The organism is Paraburkholderia sp. D1E (assembly GCF_052682275.1).
The window spans coordinates 5,262,428-5,288,320 of record NZ_JBQYMB010000001.1; the positions used below are offsets into that span (position 1 = coordinate 5,262,428).

At 61.9% G+C, this 25,893-nt stretch carries 26 protein-coding genes; 11 read left to right on the forward strand and 15 right to left on the reverse strand.

Going from position 1 to position 25,893, the window contains the following annotated elements; all coding sequences use genetic code 11:
• Positions 1–3: 3 nt before the first annotated feature.
• A complete protein-coding gene (gene kynU, locus ACUN0E_RS23625; protein ID WP_445568104.1) occupies positions 4–1,254 on the reverse strand; it encodes a kynureninase in 1,251 nt (416 codons plus the stop codon).
• A gap of 77 nt (positions 1,255–1,331) precedes the next feature.
• Positions 1,332–1,970 (reverse strand): arylformamidase, encoded by a 639-nt coding sequence (gene kynB, locus ACUN0E_RS23630; RefSeq protein WP_445568105.1) that lies wholly within the window; start codon positions 1,968–1,970, stop codon positions 1,332–1,334.
• 130 nt (positions 1,971–2,100) lie between these two features.
• Here kynB and ACUN0E_RS23635 point away from each other — a divergent pair, with 130 nt between their 5' ends.
• On the forward strand, positions 2,101–2,610 hold the full coding sequence (locus ACUN0E_RS23635) for an Lrp/AsnC family transcriptional regulator (RefSeq protein ID WP_408206662.1): 510 nt from the start codon (positions 2,101–2,103) through the stop codon (positions 2,608–2,610).
• A gap of 76 nt (positions 2,611–2,686) precedes the next feature.
• Here the strand turns inward: ACUN0E_RS23635 and ACUN0E_RS23640 are convergent, their stop codons facing one another.
• Positions 2,687–3,196 carry a flavin reductase family protein gene (locus ACUN0E_RS23640; RefSeq protein WP_445568106.1) on the reverse strand — a complete coding sequence of 170 codons (510 nt, stop codon included), beginning with the start codon at positions 3,194–3,196 and terminating at the stop codon, positions 2,687–2,689.
• A gap of 256 nt (positions 3,197–3,452) precedes the next feature.
• Between ACUN0E_RS23640 and msrA the strand changes: the two genes are divergently transcribed.
• A complete protein-coding gene (msrA, locus tag ACUN0E_RS23645) occupies positions 3,453–4,001 on the forward strand; it encodes a peptide-methionine (S)-S-oxide reductase MsrA (protein ID WP_445568107.1) in 549 nt (182 codons plus the stop codon).
• Here the strand turns inward: msrA and ACUN0E_RS23650 are convergent.
• From ACUN0E_RS23650 to pdxH, 3 genes are all read right to left on the reverse strand, one after another.
• The gene (locus tag ACUN0E_RS23650) at positions 3,988–5,367 is read right to left on the reverse strand and encodes a DUF72 domain-containing protein (protein ID WP_445568108.1); all 1,380 of its coding nucleotides are present in this window, start codon (positions 5,365–5,367) and stop codon (positions 3,988–3,990) included. The two genes, msrA and ACUN0E_RS23650, sit on opposite strands and share 14 nt — an antisense overlap.
• Positions 5,368–5,470: 103 nt before the next feature.
• Positions 5,471–6,685: a class I SAM-dependent methyltransferase gene (locus ACUN0E_RS23655; protein ID WP_445568109.1), complete on the reverse strand. Its 1,215-nt coding sequence runs from the start codon at positions 6,683–6,685 to the stop codon at positions 5,471–5,473.
• Positions 6,686–6,829: 144 nt separating this feature from the next.
• The gene (gene pdxH / locus ACUN0E_RS23660; RefSeq protein ID WP_408235013.1) at positions 6,830–7,474 is read right to left on the reverse strand and encodes a pyridoxamine 5'-phosphate oxidase; all 645 of its coding nucleotides are present in this window, start codon (positions 7,472–7,474) and stop codon (positions 6,830–6,832) included.
• Positions 7,475–7,706: 232 nt separating this feature from the next.
• Between pdxH and tcdA the strand changes: the two genes are divergently transcribed.
• Positions 7,707–8,564 carry a tRNA cyclic N6-threonylcarbamoyladenosine(37) synthase TcdA gene (gene tcdA, locus ACUN0E_RS23665; RefSeq protein WP_445568110.1) on the forward strand — a complete coding sequence of 286 codons (858 nt, stop codon included), beginning with the start codon at positions 7,707–7,709 and terminating at the stop codon, positions 8,562–8,564.
• A 127-nt stretch (positions 8,565–8,691) separates the two neighbouring features.
• Here tcdA and trxA read toward each other — a convergent pair whose 3' ends face one another.
• Both trxA and ACUN0E_RS23675 read right to left on the reverse strand, forming a co-directional pair.
• Entirely contained in the window at positions 8,692–9,540 is an 849-nt protein-coding gene (gene trxA, locus ACUN0E_RS23670; protein ID WP_408235019.1) for a thioredoxin, read from the reverse strand.
• Positions 9,541–9,637: 97 nt separating this feature from the next.
• A complete protein-coding gene (locus tag ACUN0E_RS23675) occupies positions 9,638–10,513 on the reverse strand; it encodes a pirin family protein (protein WP_408337445.1) in 876 nt (291 codons plus the stop codon).
• A 177-nt stretch (positions 10,514–10,690) separates the two neighbouring features.
• On the opposite strand from ACUN0E_RS23675, the gene ACUN0E_RS23680 reads away from it, so the two are divergent.
• Positions 10,691–11,572 carry an EamA family transporter gene (locus tag ACUN0E_RS23680; protein WP_445568111.1) on the forward strand — a complete coding sequence of 294 codons (882 nt, stop codon included), beginning with the start codon at positions 10,691–10,693 and terminating at the stop codon, positions 11,570–11,572.
• Positions 11,573–11,734: 162 nt separating this feature from the next.
• Here the strand turns inward: ACUN0E_RS23680 and ACUN0E_RS23685 are convergent, their stop codons facing one another.
• Together ACUN0E_RS23685 and tsaE are read right to left on the reverse strand one after the other, a co-directional pair.
• Positions 11,735–13,312: an N-acetylmuramoyl-L-alanine amidase gene (locus ACUN0E_RS23685; RefSeq protein WP_408235028.1), complete on the reverse strand. Its 1,578-nt coding sequence runs from the start codon at positions 13,310–13,312 to the stop codon at positions 11,735–11,737.
• Complete coding sequence (tsaE, locus tag ACUN0E_RS23690) at positions 13,294–13,890, reverse strand: tRNA (adenosine(37)-N6)-threonylcarbamoyltransferase complex ATPase subunit type 1 TsaE (protein ID WP_445568112.1); 597 nt, start codon at positions 13,888–13,890, stop codon at positions 13,294–13,296. The genes ACUN0E_RS23685 and tsaE overlap by 19 nt, the downstream gene beginning before the upstream one ends.
• A 17-nt stretch (positions 13,891–13,907) precedes the next feature.
• Between tsaE and queG the strand changes: the two genes are divergently transcribed.
• From queG to xerD, 3 genes are all read left to right on the forward strand, one after another.
• Positions 13,908–15,149 carry a tRNA epoxyqueuosine(34) reductase QueG gene (gene queG / locus ACUN0E_RS23695; RefSeq protein WP_445568113.1) on the forward strand — a complete coding sequence of 414 codons (1,242 nt, stop codon included), beginning with the start codon at positions 13,908–13,910 and terminating at the stop codon, positions 15,147–15,149.
• 143 nt (positions 15,150–15,292) lie between these two features.
• The gene (locus ACUN0E_RS23700; RefSeq protein ID WP_445568114.1) at positions 15,293–15,763 is read left to right on the forward strand and encodes a methylated-DNA--[protein]-cysteine S-methyltransferase; all 471 of its coding nucleotides are present in this window, start codon (positions 15,293–15,295) and stop codon (positions 15,761–15,763) included.
• Positions 15,760–16,695 (forward strand): site-specific tyrosine recombinase XerD, encoded by a 936-nt coding sequence (gene xerD / locus ACUN0E_RS23705; RefSeq protein WP_445568115.1) that lies wholly within the window; start codon positions 15,760–15,762, stop codon positions 16,693–16,695. The genes ACUN0E_RS23700 and xerD overlap by 4 nt, the downstream gene beginning before the upstream one ends.
• Positions 16,696–16,792: 97 nt before the next feature.
• On the opposite strand, the gene ACUN0E_RS23710 is transcribed toward xerD, so the two are convergent.
• Positions 16,793–18,355: a class I adenylate-forming enzyme family protein gene (locus tag ACUN0E_RS23710; RefSeq protein WP_445568116.1), complete on the reverse strand. Its 1,563-nt coding sequence runs from the start codon at positions 18,353–18,355 to the stop codon at positions 16,793–16,795.
• 344 nt (positions 18,356–18,699) lie between these two features.
• On the opposite strand from ACUN0E_RS23710, the gene ybaK reads away from it, so the two are divergent.
• Positions 18,700–19,191, forward strand: a complete 492-nt coding sequence (ybaK, locus tag ACUN0E_RS23715) for a Cys-tRNA(Pro) deacylase (RefSeq protein WP_408520751.1) — start codon at positions 18,700–18,702, stop codon at positions 19,189–19,191.
• A gap of 125 nt (positions 19,192–19,316) precedes the next feature.
• Positions 19,317–19,961, forward strand: coding sequence for a glycerol-3-phosphate 1-O-acyltransferase PlsY (gene plsY, locus ACUN0E_RS23720; protein ID WP_445568117.1), 645 nt, complete (start codon positions 19,317–19,319; stop codon positions 19,959–19,961).
• 260 nt (positions 19,962–20,221) lie between these two features.
• Here the strand turns inward: plsY and ACUN0E_RS23725 are convergent, their stop codons facing one another.
• Positions 20,222–20,707, reverse strand: a complete 486-nt coding sequence (locus ACUN0E_RS23725; RefSeq protein WP_054034313.1) for a YajQ family cyclic di-GMP-binding protein — start codon at positions 20,705–20,707, stop codon at positions 20,222–20,224.
• A 185-nt stretch (positions 20,708–20,892) separates the two neighbouring features.
• Between ACUN0E_RS23725 and murB the strand changes: the two genes are divergently transcribed.
• Positions 20,893–21,933, forward strand: coding sequence for a UDP-N-acetylmuramate dehydrogenase (gene murB, locus ACUN0E_RS23730; protein WP_445568118.1), 1,041 nt, complete (start codon positions 20,893–20,895; stop codon positions 21,931–21,933).
• 243 nt (positions 21,934–22,176) lie between these two features.
• Here the strand turns inward: murB and ACUN0E_RS23735 are convergent, their stop codons facing one another.
• On the reverse strand, positions 22,177–23,403 hold the full coding sequence (locus ACUN0E_RS23735) for an argininosuccinate synthase (RefSeq protein ID WP_408235055.1): 1,227 nt from the start codon (positions 23,401–23,403) through the stop codon (positions 22,177–22,179).
• 236 nt (positions 23,404–23,639) lie between these two features.
• Positions 23,640–24,569 carry an ornithine carbamoyltransferase gene (gene argF / locus ACUN0E_RS23740; RefSeq protein ID WP_325045554.1) on the reverse strand — a complete coding sequence of 310 codons (930 nt, stop codon included), beginning with the start codon at positions 24,567–24,569 and terminating at the stop codon, positions 23,640–23,642.
• A 447-nt stretch (positions 24,570–25,016) separates the two neighbouring features.
• Here argF and ACUN0E_RS23745 point away from each other — a divergent pair, with 447 nt between their 5' ends.
• Complete coding sequence (locus ACUN0E_RS23745) at positions 25,017–25,364, forward strand: DUF3579 domain-containing protein (protein ID WP_408235057.1); 348 nt, start codon at positions 25,017–25,019, stop codon at positions 25,362–25,364.
• A 238-nt stretch (positions 25,365–25,602) separates the two neighbouring features.
• Here the strand turns inward: ACUN0E_RS23745 and rpsT are convergent, their stop codons facing one another.
• Positions 25,603–25,881 carry a 30S ribosomal protein S20 gene (rpsT, locus tag ACUN0E_RS23750; protein WP_074282377.1) on the reverse strand — a complete coding sequence of 93 codons (279 nt, stop codon included), beginning with the start codon at positions 25,879–25,881 and terminating at the stop codon, positions 25,603–25,605.
• Positions 25,882–25,893: the final 12 nt, after the last annotated feature.

A 25,893-nucleotide genomic window follows, 5' to 3' on the forward strand; every position in this document is an offset into this window, starting at 1 on the left:
TCCTTAGGTCACAGCGCCGCGAGCGGCAAATTCAGGTGCTCGCCAGGTCTCTTGCGCAAGCACATCACGCAGCGTCTCCACCGCATCCCACACATCGACAAAGCGCGTGTACAGCGGCGTAAAACCAAACCGCAGCACATGAGGCTCGCGATAATCTCCGATCACGCCACGCGCGATCAACGCCTGCATCACTTCATAGCCGTGCGGATGCTCGAAGCTCGCATGCGAACCTCGCTGCGCATGCTCACGCGGCGTCACGAGCTTCAAAGGAAATTCGCCGCAACGCGCTTCGACCAGTTCGATAAACAGATCGGTCAGCGCGAGCGACTTCGCGCGAATCGTCTGCATATCTGTTTGCAGGAACACATCGAGCCCGCATTCGACCAGCGACATCGACACCATCGGCTGGGTGCCGCACAGGAAGCGCCCGATACCGTCATCGGGTTGATATGCCGGGTCCATCTTGAACGGCGCGCGATGTCCCCACCAACCGGACAGCGGCTGCGCGAAATCGTTTTGATGACGCTTGGGCACCCACACGAATGCCGGCGAGCCCGGGCCGCCGTTCAGATACTTATACGTGCACCCTACTGCATAGTCCGCGCCGACGCCATTCAGGTCGACCGGCACCGCGCCTGCCGAATGTGCGAGGTCCCACAGCGCAAGAGCGCCCTTGTCGTGGATCAGTTTGGTCAGCGCGGCCATGTCGTGCATGTAGCCGGTGCGATAGTTCACGTGCGTGATCATGGCGATCGCGGTGTCGTCGCCGATCGCGGCAGGCAGCTCGGACGGATCGTCGACGAGGCGCAATTCATACCCGCGGTCGAGTTGTTCGATCAGCCCTTGTGCGATGTACAGATCGGTCGGGAAATTCGAGCGCTCAGAAACGATCACGCGACGCTTCGGATCGCGTGCGTTCGCCAAGCGCACGGCAGCCGACAAAAGCTTGAACAGGTTGATCGAAATCGTATCGGTGACGACGACTTCGTTTTCGGCCGCACCGATTAGCGGCGCGAGCTTGTTGCCAAGGCGGCGCGGTAATTCGAACCAGCCAGCGGTGTTCCAGCTGCGAATCAGGCCTTCACCCCACTCGGCGCCGATCACGGTCTGCGCGCGCTGCGCGGCGGCGGCCGGCGGCACGCCGAGCGAGTTGCCGTCGAGATAGATGGTCGTCGACGATAGCGCGAACTGGTCGCGCAGCGTTGCGAGCGGGTCGGCGCTATCGAGCGCCAGGGCTTCGTCACGAGTGTTCATGGTGGTCCAGTCAGTCAGATCAAGGAGTTCGGTGAATACGATGAATGCGGTTGTTCAGCCTTGCAGGGCATCGGTAATCAGCGAGATTCGGGCAACGCACGCAACACGGCGCGCACAGGGCTCGCATCGAGCGTAGTCAGCTTGAGCGGCAGCGCGATCAGTTCGTAGTCGCCGGGTGCGACGGCGTCCAGCACGATGCCTTCGAGAATCGCCATGCGGTGCGCGCGAATCCGATGGTGCGCGTCCATCGTCTTCGATTCCTGCGGATCGAGCGACGGCGTATCGATCCCGATCAGCTTCACACCTTTCGCCGCCAGCAGATCGATTGTTTCGGGCGCGACCGCGCAGAATGCGCTGTCCCAAGCCGTCGTCGGCGCGATTTTGTAAGTGCGTAGTAAGACTCGCGGCGGCAGGTCGTCGAGTGAGCCGCTCAGGTGTTGTGGCGTGACAACAGGCGAAGCGCCGATGCAATGAATCACACGGCAGCGTCCAAGGTACGCATCGAGCGGAACTTGCCCGATCGCCGCGCCTTCTGCGTCGTAGTGAAGCGGGGCGTCGGTGTGGGCGCCGGTGTGCGGCGACAAGGTCAGTCGCGCGACGTTGACGGGCGAGCCCGCCTCCATGCGCCATACGCGTTCGATGCCGACCGGCGTATCGCCGGGCCAGACGGGCGTCGCGGTATCGACGGCGGGGGTGATGTCCCAGAGTGTGTCCATGTCTCCATCGGCGGATTGTGTCTATCCAGGAATGATAGGTGGCTTGCCGCGAAATGTGATTGCGAAAAAATCTCCTTCTACGCCCTGTCTTGGAACATAATTTGAGACAAATGGGAAAGGGAGACCGAATATGAACGCGATCTCGCTCGACGCCACCGATTGCCGTATCTTGACGGTGCTTCAGCAAGAAGGACGGATCAGCAATCTTGACCTCGCGGAGCGTATTTCGCTCTCGCCATCGGCCTGTCTACGACGCCTGCGCCTGCTCGAAGAGCAGGGCGTCATCGAACATTACCGCGCGTGTCTGAATCGCGAAGTGCTGGGTTTCGAACTGGAAGCGTTTGTGCAGGTGTCGATGCGCAACGACCAGGAGAACTGGCACGAGCGTTTTGCAGAGGCGGTGCGGGATTGGCCGGAAGTGGTCGGCGCGTTTGTCGTGACCGGCGAGACCCACTATCTGTTGCGGGTGCTCGCGCACAATCTCAAACACTATTCGGATTTCGTGCTGCAACGTCTTTATAAAGCGCCGGGCGTGATGGATATTCGTTCGAATATCGTGCTTCAGACGCTGAAGGAAGATTCGGGCGTGCCGGTGTCGCTCGTGCCGAAAACCAGCGGACACAGCGCGTCGCATAGCTGAGTGCGAGCGGCCGGTCAGCTTGCGTCAGCATGTACCGCTTGTTTGCGGCCGCTGTTAATACGCAGCGGCGCCGCGTTCAGAGCGGCTTGAGTCCGTGAAACTGGCCGTTCTGGAAGACCAGCGGCGCAATTTTCGCAGCATTCTCGTGGACGCCGCAGCGCTCCACTTCGCCGACGAAAATCACGTGATCGCCTTCTTCGTAACGGCTGCGGTTATGGCATTCGAACCAGGCGAGCGCGCCGTCGAGCACCGGCATGCCGGTGTCGCCTTCGGCATGCGAAACACCTTCGAAACGATCACCCTTCACCGTGGCGAAGCGTTTGCACAGATCGAGCTGCGACGCAGCCAGCACATTGACCACGTAGTGACTGTTCGCCCGGAACACCGGCATCGACGCCGAGCGCGTCGCGAGGCTCCATAGCACCAGCGGCGGATTGAGCGAAACCGAATTGAACGAGCTGGCCGTGATGCCGATCAATTGGCCGGACGCTGCGCGCGTTGTAATGACGGTGACGCCGGTGGCGAATTGGCTGAGCGCCTGTTTAAAGGCGGGCTGGTCGAAATTGGGTGGGCTGGCGCGCTTCATTGGGCGGAAGCCCTGGTGCCAGGCCGGGTGAAGCCCGGGCTGAACCCATCGCGCGTGCGGCCGGAAACAAATGATTCAAAAGTCATAGTGAAAATCGTCGATTTGTCCCAATTTTAACTGTAATCGCGGTGGACTGGCCGCGCCGCCTGCCGGTAAATGGAAAAACCGCTAAGCTGGAACGTCTCGACGCGGGCATGAGCGTTGCGGTTAAGCGAGGCAGGCATCAGCCGACTATGGGAATCAAGGAGCAAGCAGCATGAGTCAGACAGGCGAAGTCGCTACCCTCGGTGGCGGGTGTTTCTGGTGTCTCGAAGCGGTGTATCTGGGCGTCGAAGGCGTGAACGCGGTGGAGTCGGGTTATGCGGGCGGCCAGACCCAGCGGCCGACCTATGAACAGGTGTGCGACGGGGTGACGGGCCACGCGGAAGTCGTGAACGTCGACTTCGATCCGGCGAAGATCAGCTATCGCGAGATTCTCGATATTTTTTTCGCGATCCACGATCCGACCCAGTTGAACCGGCAGGGCAACGACGTCGGCACGCAATACCGCTCGGTGATCTTTACCCATTCCGACGCGCAGCGCGAAACGGCACAGCAGGCGATCAGTGAGATCGGCGAACAGGCTATCTACGACGGCCAGATCGTCACCCAGGTGCTGCCGCTCGACGGCAACTACTGGCCGGCCGAAGCGTATCACCAGAACTATTTCGCGCAGCACCCGAATCAGGGGTACTGCTCGTTCGTGGTGGCGCCGAAGGTCGCGAAGTTTCGTCAGAAGTTCGCTCATCGGATCAAGGCGAGCTGAGTGGTTCCTCCGGCTTTTCGGGCTCGTCCGCGTCTGGATGCTCGGGCTCGTGAGCGAGGCGCGCATACGCTTCGATGATCGCCCGCGCCAGTTCCACGCAGCTTAACGGTGCCGACCCTTCCGCCTTGTTGTTGATCGCGATCACCACCGGCTGGCCGGCCAGCGCATAGCGTGCGGCCAGCTCGGCGAGCGAGGCGCGGGTCGCCGGATCCCGATCGACCAATTGGTTGAACGGTTCGTACTTGGCCTTCGCCTGCTCGTATTTGAAGCCGCCGTGCAAGCTCCAGCGCACGATCAGCGGGCCGGCTGGCTCGCCGTCCAGCAGCGCGAGCGCCGCCGCCTGACGCAGCGGATCCGGCATCCGTGCATGAATCCCCACGCAATACCGCACCCCCGCTGCTTTTAGCGTGCGGATGAACCGCGGCGTGAGCAAACTGGCGTCGCGGATTTCAATCGCGTAGCACGTGCCTTCAGGTAGCTTCGGCAATGCTGTCAGGAACTCGGCGAGGCGCTCGATGAATGCCGCCGGTTGCGCGAGCATCTGGTCGGGCAACGGCGAGAGCTGGAACACCAGTGCACCGGCCTTGGTGCCGAGGCCTTCGAGACACGGCGTGACAAACTCGTCGATCGCCATTTGCGCGTTCAGAAAGCAGGGGTTCAGCGAGACCGGTTCGCCGCGTTCGGCGCGCACGGTGGCGTCGGTGATCGTCATCGGCGCTTTCACGATGAAGCGGAAGTGCTCCGGCACCTGCTGCGCGTAGCGCAAGTATTCGGTGACGGTGAGCGCCTGGTAAAACGACCGGTCGATGCTGACTGTCTTTAACAGCGGATGCGCGCCATAAGCCGTCAGACCTTCGCGCGAGAGTTTGCTGTTGCTGTAGTCGTCGCCGTAGACGATGCCGTTCCAGCCCGGGAACGACCATGTCGACGTACCGAGATGGACCTGCGACGGCAGTTCGGCGGCGAGCGCCAGGAGTTCAGGAGAGGATGGAGCGGCGAGCACGTCGCGGGTACGGCGTTTCTTCGGCGAATGAGGGGCAGCCACCGGCGCGGCGTCGGAGTCAGGATCGGCTGCGCCTGAAGGCACCTCTTCCTCGTCCTGCCAAAGTGAGGTGGCGCTGCTTGCCTGCGCGCGCGGCTGACGTCGCAGCTCAGGCTGCGCCGTGGCGGCTACTGCTGCCGCAGCTGCGGCAGCAGGTAAGAAGTCGGCTTCGGCAGGCGCGGGGCGCGGCTTGCCGCCAGCATCGGGCCTGGCCTGCGTCTGCTCCACCGGCATCCCGAACAGATCGAACTGCTCGGTGTCAGCCTGTGCGTCTTGCTCGCCGCTCACCGGCTGTTCAACTTCGCTTGTCCCGCTTTGGTCCATCGATCTTCGACCTGCTGTTTAAGGTTTGCGCCGCGTCGGGCCGCCCGTGCAATGCACGCAGCCCCGGAACGCAGCGACGGCACGTCGCCGCGGCGCAACCGTATCACAACGATTTGTCGTACATATAGCGGCGCGACCACGGCAGGGTCTTCGCGCTGCGACCGGCCTTGCGGCAGACCACCTGGAAGATCGAGACGTCGTCGGTTTCGAACGCGTACGCGCAGCCGGCAAGATACACCCGCCAGATGCGGAATTTCTCGTCGTCGACCAGCATGCGGGCTTCGTCCGCATGCGTCTCGAAGTTTTCCGCCCAGATGTCCAGCGTGTGCGCATAGTGACGGCGCAGGCTTTCGACGTCAACCGCTTCGAGCCCGCCGCGCTGCATTGCTTCGAGCGCGAGGCTGATGTGCGGCAGTTCGCCGTCGGGAAATACATAGCGGTCGATGAATTCGCCACCGCCCAGCGCGGTTTCGCCGCTATCCGAATCGCTCGAGGTGATGCCATGATTCATGGCGACGCCGTCGTCGACGAGCAGATCGTGGATCTTCTGGAAGTAACCCGGCAGATTCTTGCGGCCGACGTGCTCGAACATGCCGACGCTGGTGATGCGGTCGAACTGTCCGTCGATGTCGCGATAATCCTGCAGACGAATCTCGATCTGGTTTTCCAGGCCTGCGGCTTTCACGCGTGCGGTAGCGAGATCGAACTGGTTCTGCGAGAGCGTCACGCCGACGCACTGGGCGCCGAATTTCTGCGCTGCACGCAGGACGAGCGCACCCCAGCCACAGCCGATATCGAGCAGGCGTTGCCCCGGTTCCAACTGGATCTTGGTGAGGATGTGGTCGATCTTCTTGATCTGCGCGGTGGCGAGATCTTCATCGCCATTCTCGAAGTACGCACACGAGTACACCATGTTCTCGTCGAGCCACAGCTTGTAGAACTCGTTCGAGACGTCGTAGTGGTACTGAATGGCTTTTTTGTCCGACGACTTCGAGTGATGGAAGTAGCGGCGGACGCGCGCCAGCTTGCTCGCGCTCGTGACGGTATTGCGCGCCAGCTGATAGCCAATGTTGATGATGTCCGACAGCTTGCCTTCGATGTCGATCTTGCCCTTCACATACGCCTCGCCCAGATTGTCGAGGCTCGGTTCGAGCAGGTACGGCAGCGCGGTGGCGCTTTTGACGTGTAGCGTGACCCGAGGCGCGGCGAACTGCCCGAAGTCATGTTGCTGGCCGTCCCACAGCACAAGGCGTGCTGGCAGGTTAGCCTTGGTTTTTACTTCTTCCACCCACTGCGCCAGCTTCTTCTCCCAGAACATGTGATTTCTCCGTGTCCGTTGAATTAAAGCAAAGCCTGTGCGGATCGCTGCTCACTGCGGCGCAACTCCTATGCCATGGAGCGCAATCCGGCCGCCGCGCGCTGCTGCGTTGGCAACGCGCGTACGTGTTGTATTCCAATTCATTCAAGGCGATAGGCGGGAGATTTGCCAGTCGCTGCGTTCGCTTGAACGCGTGTAGAGCAGACGGTCGTGCAAGCGCGACGGCCGGCCCTGCCAGAATTCGATTGCTTCGGGTACCAAACGATATCCGCCCCAGTGCGGTGGGCGCGGCGGTTGGTCGCCATATTGCAGGCTGATCTCGCGTTCGCGTGTTTCGAGCTGCGAACGGCTTTCAATTACCTGACTTTGATTGGATGCCCACGCACCGATGCGCGAACCGAGCGGCCGCGAGGCGAAATACGTATCGCTTTCTGCCGCGCTGGTTTTGACAATGCTGCCCTCGACGCGCACCTGGCGTTCGAGTTCGATCCAGTAGAACAGCAGGCTCGCGTAGGGATTGGCGGTAAGTTCGCGGCCCTTGCGGCTTTCGTAATTGGTGAAGAACACAAAGCCACGCTCGTCGACGCCTTTGATCAGCACGATGCGCGCCGATGGCCGGCCGCGCGAGTCGACTGTGGCCAGCGTCATGGTATTCGGCTCGGGCAGTTGGGCGTCTACCGCTTGTTGAAACCACGAATCGAATTGACGAAACGGGTTGCGGTTGACATCGGCAACGTCCAAAGAACCCAGCGAATAGTTTTTTCGAAGTTCGGCGAGTGAGGAGGTCATGTTCTTATGCGAACGCTACAGTACAACCAGTATAGCCAGGGCGTGAATTTTTTGCGCGCAACCAGGTCAAGGCCCACCGCGCTGTGTGGACATCCACGCCCCCCGTTTGCGGCCATTCGCGCCTGAATGGGCGCGTCCATGTGGATCGTCGTGATCAGGCAAAATACGGGCTGCGAACGCCTGAGCGTTTTTATCACTTTCTGTTTTGCCTGTTTTGAACGAGCCTTCCACCATGTCCAGCACCACCGCGCATTCCGATCTTACTACCAGCCTCGACGGGCGGGAAACCGCCGACCGCGCGCGGCGCTTCGGCGGCGTTGCCCGCCTGTACGGCGCGCCGGCGCTTGCTGCGTTCGAAGGGGCCCACGTTGCCGTGATCGGCATCGGCGGGGTCGGCTCATGGGTGGCGGAGGCGTTGGCGCGCAGCGCCGTCGGCACGCTGACCTTGATCGATCTGGACAATGTCGCCGAGAGCAACACTAACCGCCAGATCCACGCGCTGGACGGTAACTACGGGAAACCGAAGGTCGAGGCGATGGCCGAACGCATCGCGGCAATCAATCCGTTCTGCGACGTGCGGCTGATTGAAGACTTCGTCGAGCCGGACAATTTCGCGGCGACGCTCGGCGGCGGTTTCGACTACGTGATCGATGCGATCGACAGCGTACGCACCAAGACCGCGTTGATCGCATGGTGCGTCGAGAAGAAGCAGCCGTTGATAACGGTGGGAGGCGCGGGCGGCCAACTGGACCCGACGCGCATTCGGATCGACGATCTCGCGTTGACGATTCAAGACCCGTTGCTGTCGAAAGTGCGCGGACAGTTGCGCAAACAGCACGGCTTTCCGCGTGGCCCGAAGGCGAAGTTCAAGGTGAGCGCGGTGTATTCAGACGAGCCGTTGATCTACCCTGAGGCCGCCGTGTGCGATATCGACGAGGAAGCGGAGCATGTCACGACGTCCCCGGGTCATACGGGACCGGTGGGTTTGAACTGTGCGGGATTTGGATCGAGCGTGTGTGTGACCGCGAGTTTCGGTTTTGCTGCGGCCGCGCATGTATTGCGGGCGTTGGCGAAGCAGGCGGCGAATTGAGGCGGTAGGGTGTTACAGCCTCGCCGCGCTCGAACGGCAGGATGTTGATTCAGTCAGGCGCCCGATGCAGTTTATGCCGCACGGTGTTCAGGCGCGGCTCCCTCGCCGCACCCGAACACAGTACAGATCAGAACAACAACGCGCTCAGCTTGCGTCGCCATTTCGACACCAGCTCTGGCTGATGCGCCGCGAGATCGAACACCGACAGCATGGTTTTACGGCCTATGTCGTCGCGGAACGCGCGGTCGCGTTGCACGATAGCCAGCAGGTGCTCGAGCGCACCCTCGTATTTGAGGCGGGCAATCAGCGCGCTAGCCAGGTCGAAGCGCGCTTCGAGATCGTCCGGGTTAGCGGCGACTTTGGCGTCAAGTGCGTCCGTGGGCGGCAGATCCGCGGCCGCCTCCACAGCGTCGAGTCGCGTCTTGAGCGCATTAAAGCGGGCGTCGATCCCTTGCGTGGTTTTCGGCGACAACAGGTCGACTTCATTGCGCGCTTCGTCGATACGGTTATCCTCGAGCAGCATCTCGATGAGATCCATGCGCGCTTCGTCGAAGCCAGGATCGTGGGCGAGCGCGGCTTGCAGTGCGTTGTAAGCATCTTCGCGACGGCCTTCGGTCAACGCGGTTTGCGCTTCAAGACGTGCCGCCTCCGCGCCTTGCGGCACGAGGCGCTCAATAAACTCGCGCAACTGGCCTTCCGGCAGCACGCCGACGAATTGATCGACCGGCTGGCCTTCGGCAAACGCCATGACGTGCGGAATGCTGCGCACCTGGAAGTGCGCGGCCAGTTCCTGGTTCTCGTCGACGTTCACCTTCACCAGTTTCCATTTGCCGGCGGCTTCGGCTTCGAGCTTTTCCAGCATCGGGCCGAGCGTCTTGCAGGGACCGCACCACGGCGCCCAGAAATCGACCAGCACAGGGGCCAGTGTCGACGCCGCGATGACGTCCTGTTCGAAAGTGGCCAGCGTGGTGTCCATTGCATCCTCTTCGATAAATCGGTTTGTTGGCTAAGTGGGGCCGAGCGCGGCGAATTCAATGCGTCGCGCGCTCACTTCTGCTTGCACTGATTCGCGCTTAATTTCTTGTCGGCAGCGGAATCCATTCGGTTTCTCCCGGTACTTTGCCCATCTCCTGATGGGTCCACGCCTGCTTCGCGGTTTCGATCTTCTCGCGCGAGCTGGCGACGAAGTTCCATTCGATAAAGCGCTCGCCATCCAGCTTTTCACCGCCGAGCAGCATGACGCGCGCGCCGTGGGTGCTGGCCAGCGTGACGGTTTCATCGAGCGCGAGCACGGCCATCTGACCCACTTCGAGCGGTGCGCCGTCGATCTCCAGATCGCCGTCCACCAGATAGACGCCGCGTTCCTCGTGCTCCGGTTCGAGCGCGAATGCGCCGCCCGGGGCGAACTCCGCAGCTACGTACAGCGTGCCGGAAAAGGTTGCGACCGGCGAGGTTTCGCCGAACGCCGTGCCGGCAATCACGCGCAGCGTGACGCCGTTGCGCTCGACCACTGGCAGCGTGTCGGCCGCGTGATGCGAGAAGGACGGTTCGATGTCTTCGTCTTCGAGCGGTAGCGCGACCCAGGTCTGGATGCCGTGCATGGTCAGGCCACTCGCACGATCTTCGGCCGGCGTGCGCTCGGAATGGACGATGCCGCGGCCCGCCGTCATCCAGTTGACGTCGCCCGGGACGATCTTCTGCTCGGAGCCGAGGCTGTCGCGATGCATGATCGAGCCTTCGAACAGATACGTGACGGTGGCAAGGCCGATATGCGGGTGCGGACGCACGTCGAGCCCGACGCCGGGTTCGAGCGTGGCGGGGCCCATGTGGTCGAAGAAGATGAATGGGCCGATCAGGCGTGCCGCCATGGCCGGCAGTACACGCCGCACGGTGAGACTGCCGACATCGCGCAGATGCGGTTTGAGAACTGCTTTGATCGAGGAGGACATGGGCAGGCTCGGCTGGAAGGGGGAGTCGGATTTTGCTTAATGGACGATTCTACTGCGGGGGGCGGAATCACGACGGTTTGCGCCGTCTTGCCGCTCCGGGATTCCGTAATGCGCGCCATCCCCTGGCGCTGCAAGCTCCGCTAAACTGCCGGATCGAACAATCAAATGGAGACTGGGATGTCGCCCAGGGACTTACTGCTCGCGCTGGTCGTCGTGGTTGCGTGGGGCGTCAATTTCGTCGTGATCAAGGTGGGCCTGCATGGCGTGCCGCCCATGCTGCTCGGCGCGCTGCGTTTCACCCTCGCTGCGGTGCCGGCAGTGTTTTTCGTCAAGCGGCCGAAAATGCCGTGGCGCTGGCTATTCGCTTACGGCGCGACGATTTCGTTCGGGCAGTTCGCTTTCCTGTTCTCGGCGATGTATGTGGGCATGCCGGCGGGGCTTGCTTCGCTCGTATTGCAGGCGCAGGCGTTCTTCACGCTGATTTTCGCGGCGCTGTTTCTGCATGAGCGCTTTCGCGTGCCGAATGTCGTCGGTTTGCTGATCGCGGCGGGCGGTCTCGCGGTAATCGGCATGCAAGGCGGCCACGCCATGACGCTCGCCGGTTTCGTCCTCACGCTGTGCGCCGCGTGTTCGTGGGCGCTCGGCAACATCGTCACGAAGAAGGTCGGCAAGGTCGATCTGGTCGGGCTGGTGGTATGGGGCAGCCTGATTCCACCGGTGCCGTTTTTCGCGCTGTCGTATGCGTTTGAGGGGCCGCAGCGAATCGTCGCGGCGCTGTCCGGGATCAGCGCGATGTCGATTTTTGCCATCGTCTATCTCGCGTTTATCGCGACGCTGATTGGCTATGGTCTGTGGAGCCGGCTCCTGTCGCGCTATCCGGCGAGCCAGGTGGCACCGTTCTCGCTGCTGGTGCCGATCGTCGGGCTGGCCTCGGCGTCCCTGTTTCTCGACGAGCAGTTGTCGGCGGCGCAGATCGCGGGCGCCTTGCTGGTGATGGCGGGGCTGACGGTGAATGTGTTCGGCGGTTGGGTCATGCAGCGGTTTTCACCGGCGCGTTGAATGCCGCCGCCTGGGCGTGAAGCAGAAAAACCGCAGAAAAAACGGCCACGTTGAACTGCACCCAAAGCTTAGATCGGTGTCCAACTTTTGAAGTGCAGTTCAACGTGGCCGTTTTTGCATCGCCTGCATGACAGAGCGTGACGTGGGCCATGCAGGCCGGCCTCAGGTCATGCGGTTTTTCGCCAACGGCGGATTCGCCGCGAAATAGCGCTTGATCCCGCTCATGATCGCGTCGGCCATCTTCTCCCGATACGCGTCGTCGTTCAGTTGGCGCTCCTCGTCCGGGTTACTGATGAAGGCGGTCTCCACGAGGATCGACGGAATGTCCGGCGCCTTCAGCACAGCAAATCCGGCCTGTTCGACCGAGCCCTTATGCAGCTTGTTGATGCCGCCGATCTCCTTCAGCACGAAATTGCCGTAGCGCATCGAATCGCGGATCTGCGCGGTGGTTGACATATCGAACAGCGCGCGGTTGACGGTGGCATCGGCGGACTTGATGTTGATCCCGCCAATCTGATCTGATGAGTTTTCTTTGTTTGCCATCCAGCGCGCCGCTGCGCTCGACGCGCCGTGCTCCGACAAGGCAAACACTGACGAGCCCTTCGCCTCGGGCGTGGTGAACGCGTCCGCATGGATCGAGACGAACAGGTCCGCGCCCACGCGCCGCGCCTTCTGCACGCGCACGTTAAGCGGCACGAAAAAGTCGGCGTCGCGCGTCATCATGGCGCGCATGTTCGGCTGCGCGTCGATCTTCACGCGCAGCTTCTTCGCGATGTCGAGTGCGACGTGCTTCTCATACGTGCCCCCGCCGCCGATCGCGCCTGGGTCTTCGCCGCCGTGACCCGGATCGATCGCGACGGTCAACAGACGTACCGTGTTGCTCCTGCCGGTTTTCGGGTTGGTGAACGCGTAGCTATCGTCGCTGTCATCGCCACCGAGGTTGCTGTTGCTGCTTCCTTTGTTGCGGGCGATTGCGGTGGGCGGCGTGGTCGGCGCAAGCGGTACCGCCGGTGTTGCGGGCTTGCCGAGGATGGGCGGCGCAGGTGTCGGCGTGGTATGCACCGGCGGACGCGGCACGCTCGGCGCGGTCCCGCCGCTGCCGTTCTGCGCATAGCGCTCGAAGAAGGCTTCGCTGTTGTCGGCGGTGGGCGGCGTGGTGCCCGGGCCGCTTAGCGTGGCGGGCGGTGCGCTGTTTTCCTCCAGCGTTTGCTGTTTGCGCTCGGTCTGCGCGAGCAGATCCATCAGTGGGTCGGGCGCGACAGCGGGGTACAGGTCGAACACCAGCCGGTACTTGTACGCGCCGACCGGTGGCAGCGTGAACACCTGCGGCTTCACTGAGCCCTTCAGATCGAACACCATTCGCACGACGTGCGGCTGATATTGCCCGACGCGCACCGACTGAATCTGCGGGTCGTTCGGCGTAATCTTCGACACCAGATCCTTCAGCGCCTGGTCCAGATCGAGGCCGCTCAGATCGACCACCAGCCGGTCGGGACCCTGCAGCAACTGCTGCGTGTTCTGCAAAGGCTGATCCGACTCGATCGTCACGCGCGTGTAATCGCGCGCCGGCCAGACCCGCACGCCCAACACCGAGCTCGCCCACGCGAGACGCGGAGCGACAAGGCCGAGCACCAGCGTGGATGCGCCCGCGCGCAGAATCTGCCGGCGCCGCCAGTTATGCGTTGCGGTAGCCGCCGATTCGATCGAGCGGAACGGTTTGATCAACATCTTTCGAGACATGCCTTTCCTGATTCGCTGTATGCCCGTGCAACGAGTACCCGGCCGTCACCCGTGCTGTCCAGATCGAGCGAGAAGACAAGATCCGGCACGCCAAGGAGACGCCCCGCGCGCTGCGGCCATTCGACGAGGCAGATGGCGCCGCTGTCGAAGTACTCGCGAAAGCCCGCGTCGGCCCATTCGGCCGGGTCGGTGAATCTATACAGATCGAAGTGATAGAGCGCGAGTTCCCCAGCGGGCCGCTCGAGCACGTAGGGTTCGACGAGTGTGTAAGTGGGACTGCGCACGCGGCCAGTGTGGCCGAGGCCGCGCAAGGTCGCGCGCACGAGCGTGGTTTTGCCGGCGCCGAGGTCGCCGACGAGTTGTACTTGCAGTCCGTGGAATACCTGGTCACCCGTGGCGCCCGGCGCGCGTTGCTGCGCTTTTTGCAGCGGGTTTTGCGGCAACTCGCGCACGCTTTCGATCGCCCGCGCGAAGCGCTCCCCGAATGCATGGGTGGCGGCCTCGTCCGCGAGCGCAAAGGAGCGTTCGAGCAGGATATCGGCGGGCGGTTGGATCGCGAGATCGGGGTTGACAGGCATTCTCGTAAAATGGCGTGATGAACCGAAGTCCGGAGTCCCCTGTTTCCTGCCCGCCTGCGTCTGACGACGATGTGCGTGCCGAGCGTCATTTCGATGAAGCGGCGCTGAATGCGCTCGCGCTCAACATCAAAACGTGGGGCCATGAACTGGGTTTCGGGGCGATCGGTATCAGCGACACCGATCTCTCCGCTGCCGAAGCGCCGCTTGCTGCATGGCTGGACGCGGGTTGCCACGGCGAGATGGATTATATGGCGAAACACGGCATGAAACGCGCGCGTCCCGCCGAGCTTGTGGCCGGCACGCGACGTGTGATTACCGCGCGCATCGCCTATTTGCCCACTCAGACATTGAGTGGAAAGGCGCACGAAAGCGCTTTGCAGGGCGCGTCGCTCGAACCGCAAGACTGGCGAGCAGCCGAGCATGCACGGCTCGCGGACCCGTCGGCGGCGGTGGTGTCGATCTATGCGCGGGGCCGCGATTATCACAAGGTGATGCGTAACCGTCTGCAACATCTGGCCGAGAAAATCGAGGCGGAGATCGGCGCGTTTGGCTACCGCGTATTTACCGATTCGGCGCCGGTGCTTGAAGTAGAACTTGCCCAGAAGGCCGGGATCGGCTGGCGTGGCAAGCACACGTTGTTGCTGCAGCGCGATGCCGGTTCGCTGTTTTTCCTCGGCGAAATTTACGTTGATGTGCCCTTGCCCACCGATGCCGAGACGTCGCCCGACAACGCGCCCGAAACGCCGGGCTCGCATTGCGGCAGTTGCACGCGTTGCATCGGCGCATGTCCGACGGGTGCGATCGTGGCGCCCTATAAGGTCGATGCACGCCTCTGTATTTCATATCTGACAATCGAGTTGAAGGGCAATATTCCCCTGGAAATGCGGCCGCTGATCGGTAATCGTGTGTATGGCTGCGACGATTGCCAGCTCGTTTGCCCCTGGAACAAGTTCGCGCAGGCCGCGCCGGTCGCCGATTTCGATGTGCGGCACGGGCTCGATCGCGCGACGCTGGTCGAACTGTTTGCATGGTCCGCCGACGAGTTCGATACGCGCATGCAGGGGAGTGCGATTCGCCGCATCGGCTATGAGAGCTGGCTGCGCAATCTGGCGGTCGGGATGGGTAATGCGCTGCGTGCGTCTTCGGAAAGTTTGAGCGCTGATGCGCGCGAGGCGATTGTTCGCGCGCTGAAATTACGGACCGAAGACCCTTCGGCGGTGGTGCGCGAGCATGTGGAATGGGCGTTGGAAGCGGCGTAAAGTAGCGGCAATCGGGCGGGATCGTTGCCAGGAGTCAGTCACGGGTGATGGTGAGTAGTGCGTTTGCAAGCTGTCTGCGCGCCTGTTCAAATGCGCCGCCGTGCAATCTGCAAGATACGCTGCCAATCACGGAGCAAACAACCATGTTCAACGCAGTGATCGATGCACCGTTCGGCAAGGTCGGCATTCGCCTCGAAGGCGAGGCCGTGCGCGAGATTGTCTATCTTCCAGCGTCGACGCAGAACATCGCACCGGACACGCACCTGGCAAAGCAGGCCGTGGAGCAGATCGAGCGTTATTTCGAGCGGGCCTCCGCAAAGTTCGAATTGCCGCTGGCAGCGGTTGGCACCACGTTTCAGCAGCGCGTCTGGCAAGCGATCAGCGATATTCCGCCCGGCGTCGTGCTGACTTATGGACAATTGGCAAGGCAACTTGGCAGCGCTCCGCATGCGGTCGGTCAGGCATGCGGCGCCAATTACTTTCCGATCGTGATTCCGTGTCATCGGGTGGTGAGTTCGAGCGGCATCGGCGGATTTGCGCATCACGCCGGAGACGGTTTCTTTCGCAACGTCAAGCGCTGGCTTCTGGCGCATGAAGGCATTCCCTACGCATGAGCGACACCGTGACTGAAGACGCACCGGCCGCGTCACCTTTGTTTGTGGCGAGCTCGGCCTCGATCGATGCGTTCTGCGACGCGTTGTGGCTCGAGCACGGTTTATCGCGCAACACGCTCGATGCGTACCGGCGCGATCTGCGGCTGTTCTGCGAATGGCTCGCGCAAAGCCGCAACACGTCGCTCGACATCGCCAGCGAGGCCGATCTCAACGCCTATAGCGCGGCGCGTCAGAAAGACAAATCCACCTCAGCGAACCGGCGGCTCTCGGTGTTTCGCCGCTACTATGGCTGGGCGGTGCGCGAACATCGCGCGAAGGTCGATCCGACGGTGCGCATCCGTTCTGCGAAGCAACCGCCGCGTTTTCCGTCGACACTTACCGAAGCGCAAGTCGAAGCATTGCTCGGTGCGCCGGATATCGACACGCCCTTGGGCCTGCGCGACCGCACCATGCTGGAGTTGATGTACGCGAGCGGTTTGCGTGTCACCGAACTCGTCACGCTGAAGACGGTGGAAGTGAGTCTGAACGACGGCGTAGTGCGGGTGATGGGCAAGGGCTCGAAAGAGCGCCTGATTCCGTTCGGCGAAGAGGCGCATGGCTGGATCGAACGCTATCTGCGCGAAGCGCGTCCGGCTTTACTCGGGGCGCGGGCGACGGATGCGCTGTTCGTCACGAGCCGCGCGGAGGGCATGACCCGCCAGCAGTTCTGGAACATCATCAAGCGTCACGCGGCAGCGGCCAATGTGCACGCGCCACTCTCGCCGCACACGCTACGGCACGCGTTCGCGACGCACCTGCTGAACCATGGCGCCGATTTGCGCGTCGTGCAATTGCTGCTCGGTCATACGGATATCTCGACCACGCAGATCTATACACACGTGGCCCGCGAGCGGTTGAAGTCGTTGCATGCGCAGCATCATCCGCGGGGGTGAGGGGCGTCTGCACGGGCCGTCAGGCGTGTGGTTGTGCTTGCGCTTGTCGTAGCTCGTGTACGGCCTGACCGGAGCCGAAGCCATTGCGGCCGCTGCTTTACATGAACTCGCGTAACCGGTGCTTCAGAATCTTGCCAGTCGACGCAGCCGGCAGAGCGGCGAGCACTTTCACTTCGGCAGGGCGCTTGTATGGCGCGAGACGCTCGCCGCACCACGCGATCAGTTCTGCCGGCGACACCTTCGCGCCCGCGATCAATTCGACGAACGCGACCACTTCCTCGTTACCCTCCACTGCGCGCCCAATCACCGCGGATTGCACCACCTGCGGATGCGCGTTCAACACATGCTCGACTTCCGCCGGATACACGTTGAAGCCCGAGCGGATGATCAACTCCTTGCTGCGCCCGACGATATGCAACGCACCGTCTGCGTCCTGCCGTGCGAGATCGCCGGTCTTGAGCCAGCCGTCTTCGGTAACGACGGCGCGGGTCTGCTCCGGGTTGCGGTAGTAACCGAGCATCACGTTCGGGCCACGTACCCATAGTTCGCCGATTTCGCCCGGCGCGGCGTCCACGCCATCGAGTCCGACGAAGCGCACGTCGACGCCAGGAATGACCTCGCCAACCGAGCAATCGCTGCGCGGCGCATCGAGCATGGTGTGGGAGACGGTTGGGCTGCTCTCGGTCATGCCGTAGCCGTTGTGCAGCGGGAGGCCGTAGACGCTTTCGACGCGCGCCTTGAGCGCGGCGTCGAGTGGTGAGCCGCCCGAATAGGCAAAGCGCAGGTGCGGCGCGGACCACGTGTGACCGTGCGTTTGCACATGTTCGAGCAATTTGGCATGCATGGCCGGAACGCCCTGGAAGATCGACACGCGCTCGTCGGCGAGCGCGCGCCGCACCGCTTCGGGCACGAAGCGTGGCGCTAGGCGCAAGGTCGCGCCGGCGTGCAGGCTGCCGAGACAAACCGATGCAAAGCCGTACACGTGCGAGATCGGCAGAACGGCGTACACGACATCGTCCGGACCGACTTTGCGCAAGTGGCTCGACACGGCCGCGATGAAGAGCAGGTTGCGGTGCGACAGCATCACGCCCTTCGGCGCACCTGTAGTTCCCGTGGTATAGATCAGCGCGGCGCATTGACGATGATTATCGGCTTCGACCGGTTCGGCTTTTGCGCCGGTGTCGATCGTATACGACCAGGCGCCGATATCCGGCGTGATGGCGGGCGCTGTGACAGCTTGATGGCGCTGCGCATGCTGTTGGGCATCCGCGGAGCTTTCGGCCGCATGGGCGACCACGCGAGGCTGCGCGTGTGCTCGGATCGCGTCGAGTTCGGCGGCTGACAGACGCGCGTTCGACACCAGCGCCCACGCGTCGAGTTTCGCGGTCGCGAACAGCAGCACGATCTGCACGATGCTGTTCTCGGCCACGATCATGACGCGATCGCCGCCACGTACGCCCCATTCGCGCAACAGCGCGGCGGTGGCATCGACGGCTTCCAGAAGTTGCGCATTGGTGAGGCGGCGCGCATCCTCGATCAAGGCGACGTGCCGCGGGTCGCGCGCGGCCGCGAGCACCGGAATGTCGGCAATACGCGCGGGCAGGGCGGCCAGCAGCGCGGGAATGTCGATCGTGGAACGGGTGGATGAATCGAGGCTCAACGCTGTCTCCTGTGTCGACCAGAGTTGACGCTTTAGCGTCTTACTCGGGTCCCATGCAAGGCGGTCGACCAGAGTTGACGCTTTAGCGTCTTACTCGGGTCCCATGCAAGGCGGTCGACCAGAGTTGACGCTTTAGCGTCTTACTCGGGTCCCATGCAAGGCGGTCGACCAGAGTTGGTGCTTTAGCGTCTTCTGGTCCCATGCCACATGGTTGCTAAACGTATTTAGTGCCCGGCATACTATGCGCCGGAAGATTTACGAACGATCGTGCCACAATCGCCGGGCCCGCACAATTGGCCGTTCGGCAAATAGCCGTTGTGCAAACTCGCCATTACAATGCGCCGATGAGCAAATCCAGACACGTCTCCGAAACGCCCGCGACGCAGTTTCTGCGCCGTCACGGTGTCACTTTCGGCGAACATCCCTACGATTATGTCGAGCACGGCGGCACTGAAGAATCGGCGCGCCAGCTCGGTGTGGACGAACATCATGTCGTGAAGACTTTGGTGATGGAAGACGAGCACGCCAAGCCGCTGATCGTGCTGATGCACGGAGACCGCACCGTCAGCACCAAGAATCTGGCGCGGCAGATCGGTGCGAAACGTGTGGAGCCGTGCAAGCCCGAGGTGGCGAACCGGCATTCGGGCTATCTGATCGGTGGTACGTCGCCGTTCGGTACGCGCAAGCAGATGCCGGTGTACGTCGAGTCGAGCATCCTCGAGATGGACAAGATCTGGCTGAACGGCGGCCGGCGCGGTTTTCTGGTTAGCATCGAGCCCGCGGCATTGACCCGCTTGCTGGCGGCGAAGCCGGTTCAGTGCGCGAGCGTCGATTGACGTCTGCCTGAATGTTTTTCGTGCCGGTGGGTTCGGTAGAATGTGCGCCGCCTGGTTGCCTGTTGCGTTCCCTGTTGCGGTTGGGGTGTCGAGTTTCAGACCGCGGATCCTTATAAGAGTCCCAGATGCAAAACCTGATCGTTGCTGTCGTTGCCTACCTGATCGGCTCGGTGTCGTTTGCCGTGATCGTGAGCGCCGCGATGGGGCTGGACGACCCGCGCTCCTATGGCTCGGGCAACCCGGGCGCGACCAACGTGCTGCGCAGCGGCAGCAAGAAGGCCGCGATACTGACCCTGATCGGCGACGCCCTCAAAGGATGGTTGCCGGTGTGGTTCGTGGTGCACTTCGGCGCGCGTTACGGCCTCGACGATGCGTCGGTGGCGATTGCGTCCGTCGCCGTCTTTCTCGGCCACCTTTATCCGGTTTTCTTCCGCTTCAAGGGCGGCAAGGGCGTGGCGACCGCGGCGGGCGTGCTGATTGCGATCAACCCGATCCTCGGCATCGCCACCTTGCTGACGTGGCTGATCGTGGCGTTCTTCACGCGCTATTCTTCGCTGGCGGCGTTGGCTGCGGCGGTGTTCGCACCGATCTTCGACGGCTTTCTTTTCGGGCCGCACATCATCGCGCTGGCAATTGTCGTGATGAGTTCGCTGCTGGTATGGCGCCACCGCGCCAACATCGCGAAACTGATGCGCGGCCAGGAAAGCCGCATTGGCGACAAGAAGAAGACCGACGCAGCGGCCGGTGCGGCGGGCGGTAACGAACCTTGAGCGCGGGAGAAGGGCGCCCGGCTGGGTGTTAACCGGCTTGCTTCAGGGCGTTCACGGAGTGTGCGCGGAAGGCGCACGGCTTGTGTGCTAGTCGTTCGACACACGCCGGGCGTTGGGTCTCAACGCAGGGAATTGGCGGGTGTCGAGCCTCCAAGTGACCCGTTGTCGAACGTTCAGCATGGGTCCAGCGCCGAAACAGCCGCAACGTACGCCCCGTCGCCGAGCGTCAACAGGCCTCCGGCGCCGAGTGTAGTGCGCGTTCAGTCGCGGAAGTTGTTGAAGTCGAGCGGGGTATCGGTCACGTCCTTGCGCAGCATTGCGATCACACTTTGCAGATCGTCGCGCTTACCGCCGGTGATGCGCACCGCGTCGCCCTGAATGCTTGCCTGGACCTTGATCTTGCTGTCCTTCACGAGGCGCACGATTTTCTTCGACAGATCGCCGGACACGCCTTTCTTGATTTTGATGATCTGCTTGACCTTGTCGCCGCCGATCTTCTCGATCTTGCCGTAGTCGAGAAAGCGCACGTCCACATTGCGCTTGGCCATTTTCGACAGCAACACGTCTTTTACCTGGCCGAGCTTGAAATCGTCGTCGGCGTAGGCCGTGATTTCGCTTTCTTTGTGCTCGACGCGCGCGTCCGACCCTTTGAAGTCGAAGCGGGTTGAAATTTCCTTGTTGGACTGCTCGATCGCGTTCTTGACTTCGATCATGTCCGCTTCGCAGACGACGTCAAACGATGGCATTGTTTTCTCCCAATAGTGCTGCGGTGCGTGGCGCGGCCGGTCGGCTGCTCACGAGGCACTCGCTATAATCACGAACCGGTTGTCATTTTACCGACGCCACTCCCTTTTGCCTAAGGCCGTCGCGCATTGTCGCGCGGCCGGAGGCCAGATGTCGTTTCGTTCGTCGTTCCATTCTTCTCATTCTGATGTCCCAATCCGACTCCGCCGCGTTCATTGCCGGCTATCCGCTAAAAGCGCATAACACCTTCGGTTTCGATGTTCGTGCGCAGTTTGCGTGCCGGATCGAGCACGAAGCGCAATTGATGGCTGCCGTGCGCGATCCGCGTGCCGCCGGCTTGCCGCGGCTGGTGCTGGGCGGCGGCAGCAATGTCGTGCTCACGGGAGATTTCGCCGGACTGGTGCTGCTGGTGGTTCTGCGAGGCCGCCGCGTTGTGCGCGAGGACGACGACGCATGGTACGTCGAGGTGGCAGCCGGTGAGCCGTGGCATGACTTTGTCGCATGGACCTTGTCGCAAGGGTTGCCTGGCTTGGAGAACCTCGCGCTGATTCCGGGCACGGTGGGGGCGGCGCCGATTCAGAATATCGGCGCGTACGGGCTGGAAATGTGCGAGCGGTTTGCGTCGCTGCGGGCGGTTGAGCTGGAAACGGGGGCCGTCGTCGAACTCGATGCCGACGCTTGCCGATTCGGCTACCGCGACAGTTTTTTCAAGCGGGAAGGGCGTGACCGTTTTGTGATTACCTCGGTCACTTTCCGTTTGCCGAAGGTCTGGCAGCCGCGGGCCGCGTATGCGGATCTTGCACGTGAGTTGGCCGCGGGTGGGCACGCCGATGCGCCGCCGAGCGCTCAGGCGATTTTCGACGCTGTAGTGGCGGTGCGCCGCGCCAAGCTGCCTGATCCGCTGCAGATCGGTAACGCCGGGAGTTTCTTCAAGAATCCGGTTGTGGAGGCAACGCAGTTTGAGGCGTTGAAGGTTAAGGAGCCTGAGCTTGTGTCTTACCTTCAACCGGACGGCAGGGTGAAGCTCGCGGCGGGCTGGCTGATCGATCGATGCGGCTGGAAGGGCCGTGCAATGGGCGCAGCGGCCGTGCATGAACGGCAGGCGCTGGTGCTGGTCAATCTCGGTGGGGCGAGCGGTGCCGAGGTGTTGGCGCTCGCGAAAGCCGTCCAGCGGGATGTGCTGGCGCGATTTGGTGTGGAGCTGGAAGCGGAGCCGGTTTGCCTGTGATTGCGGCAGGGAGTGGAGCGAGTCGCGTTTAGGTTGTCGGCTGTCGTAGTAGCGGTTAAGCGCAAGAGGTGACGCGGCTTGGAGCCGGTTCGCCGTCAATCTGTGCACAAAGACGCTGCAATGAAAAAGGCGCCGGGAGTTTCCTCCCGGCGCCTTTTTCGCATCTGCGTTTCAGTTCTGGCTGCACCTCTCAGCGCTTAACTTCGCTTACGCGAAGGTTAGCCTTCACCGAAACGCGCGTCCTCAGCTACGCTGACGACGCGCGTTTTCAGCAATCCGCATACGCAGCGCGTTCAGCTTGATGAACCCGCCGGCGTCGGCCTGATTGTAGGCGCCGCCGTCGTCGTCGAATGTGGCGATCGTCTTGTCGAACAACGTTTCCTTCGAATCGCGTGCAACAACCGACACACCGCCCTTGTACAGCTTCACGCGCACCCAGCCGTTGACCTTCTCTTGCGTATGGTCGATCAACACCTGGATTGCGCGGCGCTCCGGGCTCCACCAGTAGCCGTTATAAATCAGCGACGCGTAACGAGCCATCAGGTCGTCTTTCAGGTGGGCCACTTCGCGGTCGAGCGTAATTGACTCGATGCCGCGGTGTGCCTTCAGCATGATCGTGCCGCCCGGCGTTTCATAGCAGCCGCGCGACTTCATGCCGACGTAACGGTTTTCGACCAGATCCAGACGGCCGATGCCGTGCTTGCCGCCCAAACGGTTCAACTCGGTCAGCATTTCAGCCGCCGACAGACGCTTGCCATTGATCGCGACCGGATCGCCGTGTTCGTACTCGATGTCGAGGTATTCGGCCTGGTCCGGCGCCTGTTCCGGCGACACCGTCCAACGCCACATATCGGCTTCGGCTTCGGCTTTCGGGTCTTCCAGGTGACGGCCTTCGAACGAGATGTGCAGCAGGTTCGCGTCCATCGAATATGGCGCGCCGCCTTGCTTGTGCTTCATTTCGATCGGGATGCCGGCCTTTTCAGCGTACGTGAGCAGCTTTTCGCGCGACAGCAGATCCCATTCACGCCACGGCGCGATCACCTTGATGCCCGGTTCAAGCGCGTAGTAACCGAGTTCGAAACGAACCTGGTCGTTGCCCTTGCCGGTTGCTCCGTGCGAGACCGCTTGCGCGCCAGTTGCGCGGGCGATTTCGATCTGACGCTTGGCGATCAGCGGACGCGCGATCGACGTGCCCAGCAGGTATTCGCCCTCATAGACCGTGTTGGCGCGGAACATCGGGAACACGTAGTCGCGCACAAATTCTTCGCGCAGATCTTCGATGAAGATGTTGTCCTGCTTGATGCCGAGTTGCAGGGCTTTCTTGCGCGCCGGTTCCAGCTCTTCGCCCTGGCCGATGTCGGCCGTAAACGTGACGACTTCGGCGTCGTAGTTGTCCTGCAACCACTTCAGGATGACGGAGGTGTCGAGGCCGCCCGAATAGGCGAGCACGACTTTCTTGATATCGCTCATGGTGAACTCGTAGCTGGAAAAAGCTGGAAAACAAGGCGCACCGGCGGTTCCGGAGCGCGGAAAACCACTATTTTGACACTAAACCACCGCTAGCCCGCGTTTTTGGGGCAGTGCGATGGGTGAGCCGGGCCCCTTGCAACCGTGGACACCGGCTCGATGCGTGGCGCTAAACGTGGATGCCTTGCCTCGTATTCAAGGCCCCGTCGCGCTTCACGCAGGTGCTGCGTGCGGCTCGCCTAGTGATTCAGCTTGCCGAGCAGCAGATATTCCATCAACGCCTTTTGCACGTGGAGGCGATTTTCCGCTTCGTCCCACACGACGCTTTGCGGGCCGTCGATCACTTCCGCGCTGACTTCCTCGCCGCGATGGGCAGGCAGGCAGTGCATGAACAATGCATCAGAATTGGCGCGCGCCATCATGTCGGTGTCTACGCACCAGTCTGCGAAAGCTTTCTTGCGTGCTTCGTTTTCAGCTTCGAAGCCCATGCTGGTCCACACGTCCGTGGTGACCAGATCGGCGCCTGTGCAGGCTTCGTTCGGATCGTCGAATTCCTGATAGAACGGTGCGCTTTCAGCCGCGACCATGGCGCGGTCGAGCTTGTAGCCCGGCGGCGTGGACAGGCGCAGTTTGAAGCCGAGAATCTGGGCGGCTTCGATCCACGTGTACAGCATGTTGTTCGCGTCACCGACCCACGCGACCGTCTTGTCGCGAATCGGACCGCGATGCTCGAAGTAGGTGAAGATATCCGCCAGCACCTGGCACGGGTGATATTCGTTGGTCAGCCCGTTGATCACCGGCACGCGCGAATTCTCGGCGAAGCGCTGGAGTATGTCCTGGCCGAACGTGCGGATCATGATGATGTCGACCATGCGCGAGATCACTTGCGCTGCGTCTTCGATCGGTTCGCCGCGGCCGAGTTGCGTGTCGCGCGTGCTCATGAAAACGGCATGACCACCCAACTGGAAGATGCCGGCTTCGAACGACAGGCGCGTGCGCGTCGAGTTTTTCTCGAAGATCATGGCCAGCGTGCGGTCGTGCAGCGGGTGGTAGGTCTCGTAGTTCTTGAATTTGCGCTTCAGAATGCGCGCGCGTTCCAGCACGTACTCGTAGTCTTCCAGCGAGAAATCCTTGAACTGCAGGTAGTGGCGAATTTTCTTGGCGGTCATGAAACATCATGAAACAAATACGGCGGTCTCACCCGGCAGGATTGCCGGACGGCGCCGCCGTCGTTTGTGGTAACTCTATGCAGCATAAAGGATTTCGCCCCGTTTGACGAGTCGCCCAAAAGGTTGGGCAGGCTGTCTGAAAGGCTCGCGCAGCCTTTGGAGGGAGTTTGTGTGCGCTGCGGAAAAAGGTCCGCTGCGCTATAATCTAGCGGTTATCCCTAAGCCCAGCAGGCCGGTATTGAGCTTGCGGGACACGGCTCGCGCGGTTCGGAAAAGTTTCCTCGCGGTGCGCCGTCATGACGAGCGCCGAAGCGGCTTGTCCGGCCCTTCGTGGTTTCTGGCGGCGCAGTTCGCCATTCAGCGTGTACAACGTGTTCAGGCATCCCAAAACCGCTTTGCGGTCAGCTTTGCCGTCCTCCCGCTGGGCAGTCACACAGGTATTCCTACATGGCCGAAGCAGCTCCAACCGAATATTTCATTCAGGGCATCACGTCGACCGGGAAAAAATTTCGGCCGAGCGATTGGTCGGAGCGGCTCGCGGGTGTGATGTCATGTTTCGGTCCCAGTCCGGGTGGCAGGGGGCCGAATGCTTACCTGCAATACTCGTTGTACGTCCGGCCCACCATGATCGGCGACCTCAAATGCGTGATTCTCGATTCGCGCTTGCGCGATATCGAGCCGATGGCGTTCGATTTCGTCCTGAACTTCGCGAAAGACAATGATCTCGTCGTGACAGAGGCGTGCGAGTTGCAACTTGAGCACGCCGCGCCGCAAGAGAAAAGACACGTGATCTAGCGCGAGCCTGCCCGATCGGCAAAAGCAAAAACCCGCTTTAGCGGGTTTTTTTGTGCCTGAAGCAGCGGCTTCAAGGCGAGTGGCTTCCGTGCGGTGGCTTCATGTGCAGCCAACTGACCCTCGAATAGGCGTGGATCAGCGTCCGGTTCGGTCGATGCAAAGCAAAAAAGCCCGCCGAAGCGAGCCTTTCTGTTGCAGCGGAAACAGGAGGTAGCCCACCGAAGCGGGCTGACCGAATTTACTGCGCTGCGGGCGCTTGCAGACCCTTGAGGGCTGCAGCGAGACGGCTCTTGTTGCGAGCTGCCTTGTTCTTGTGAACGATTTTCTTGTCGGCGATGATGTCGATGGTCTTCGACGATGCCTGGAAGATTTCAACGGCCTTAGCCTTGTCGCCGGCTTCGATTGCCTTGCGAACAGCCTTGATAGCCGTGCGGAACTTCGAGCGCAGTGCCGAGTTATGCGAGTTTGCCTTGGCGGCCTGGCGGGCGCGCTTGCGTGCTTGTGCGGTGTTAGCCATGACGGTTCCTTA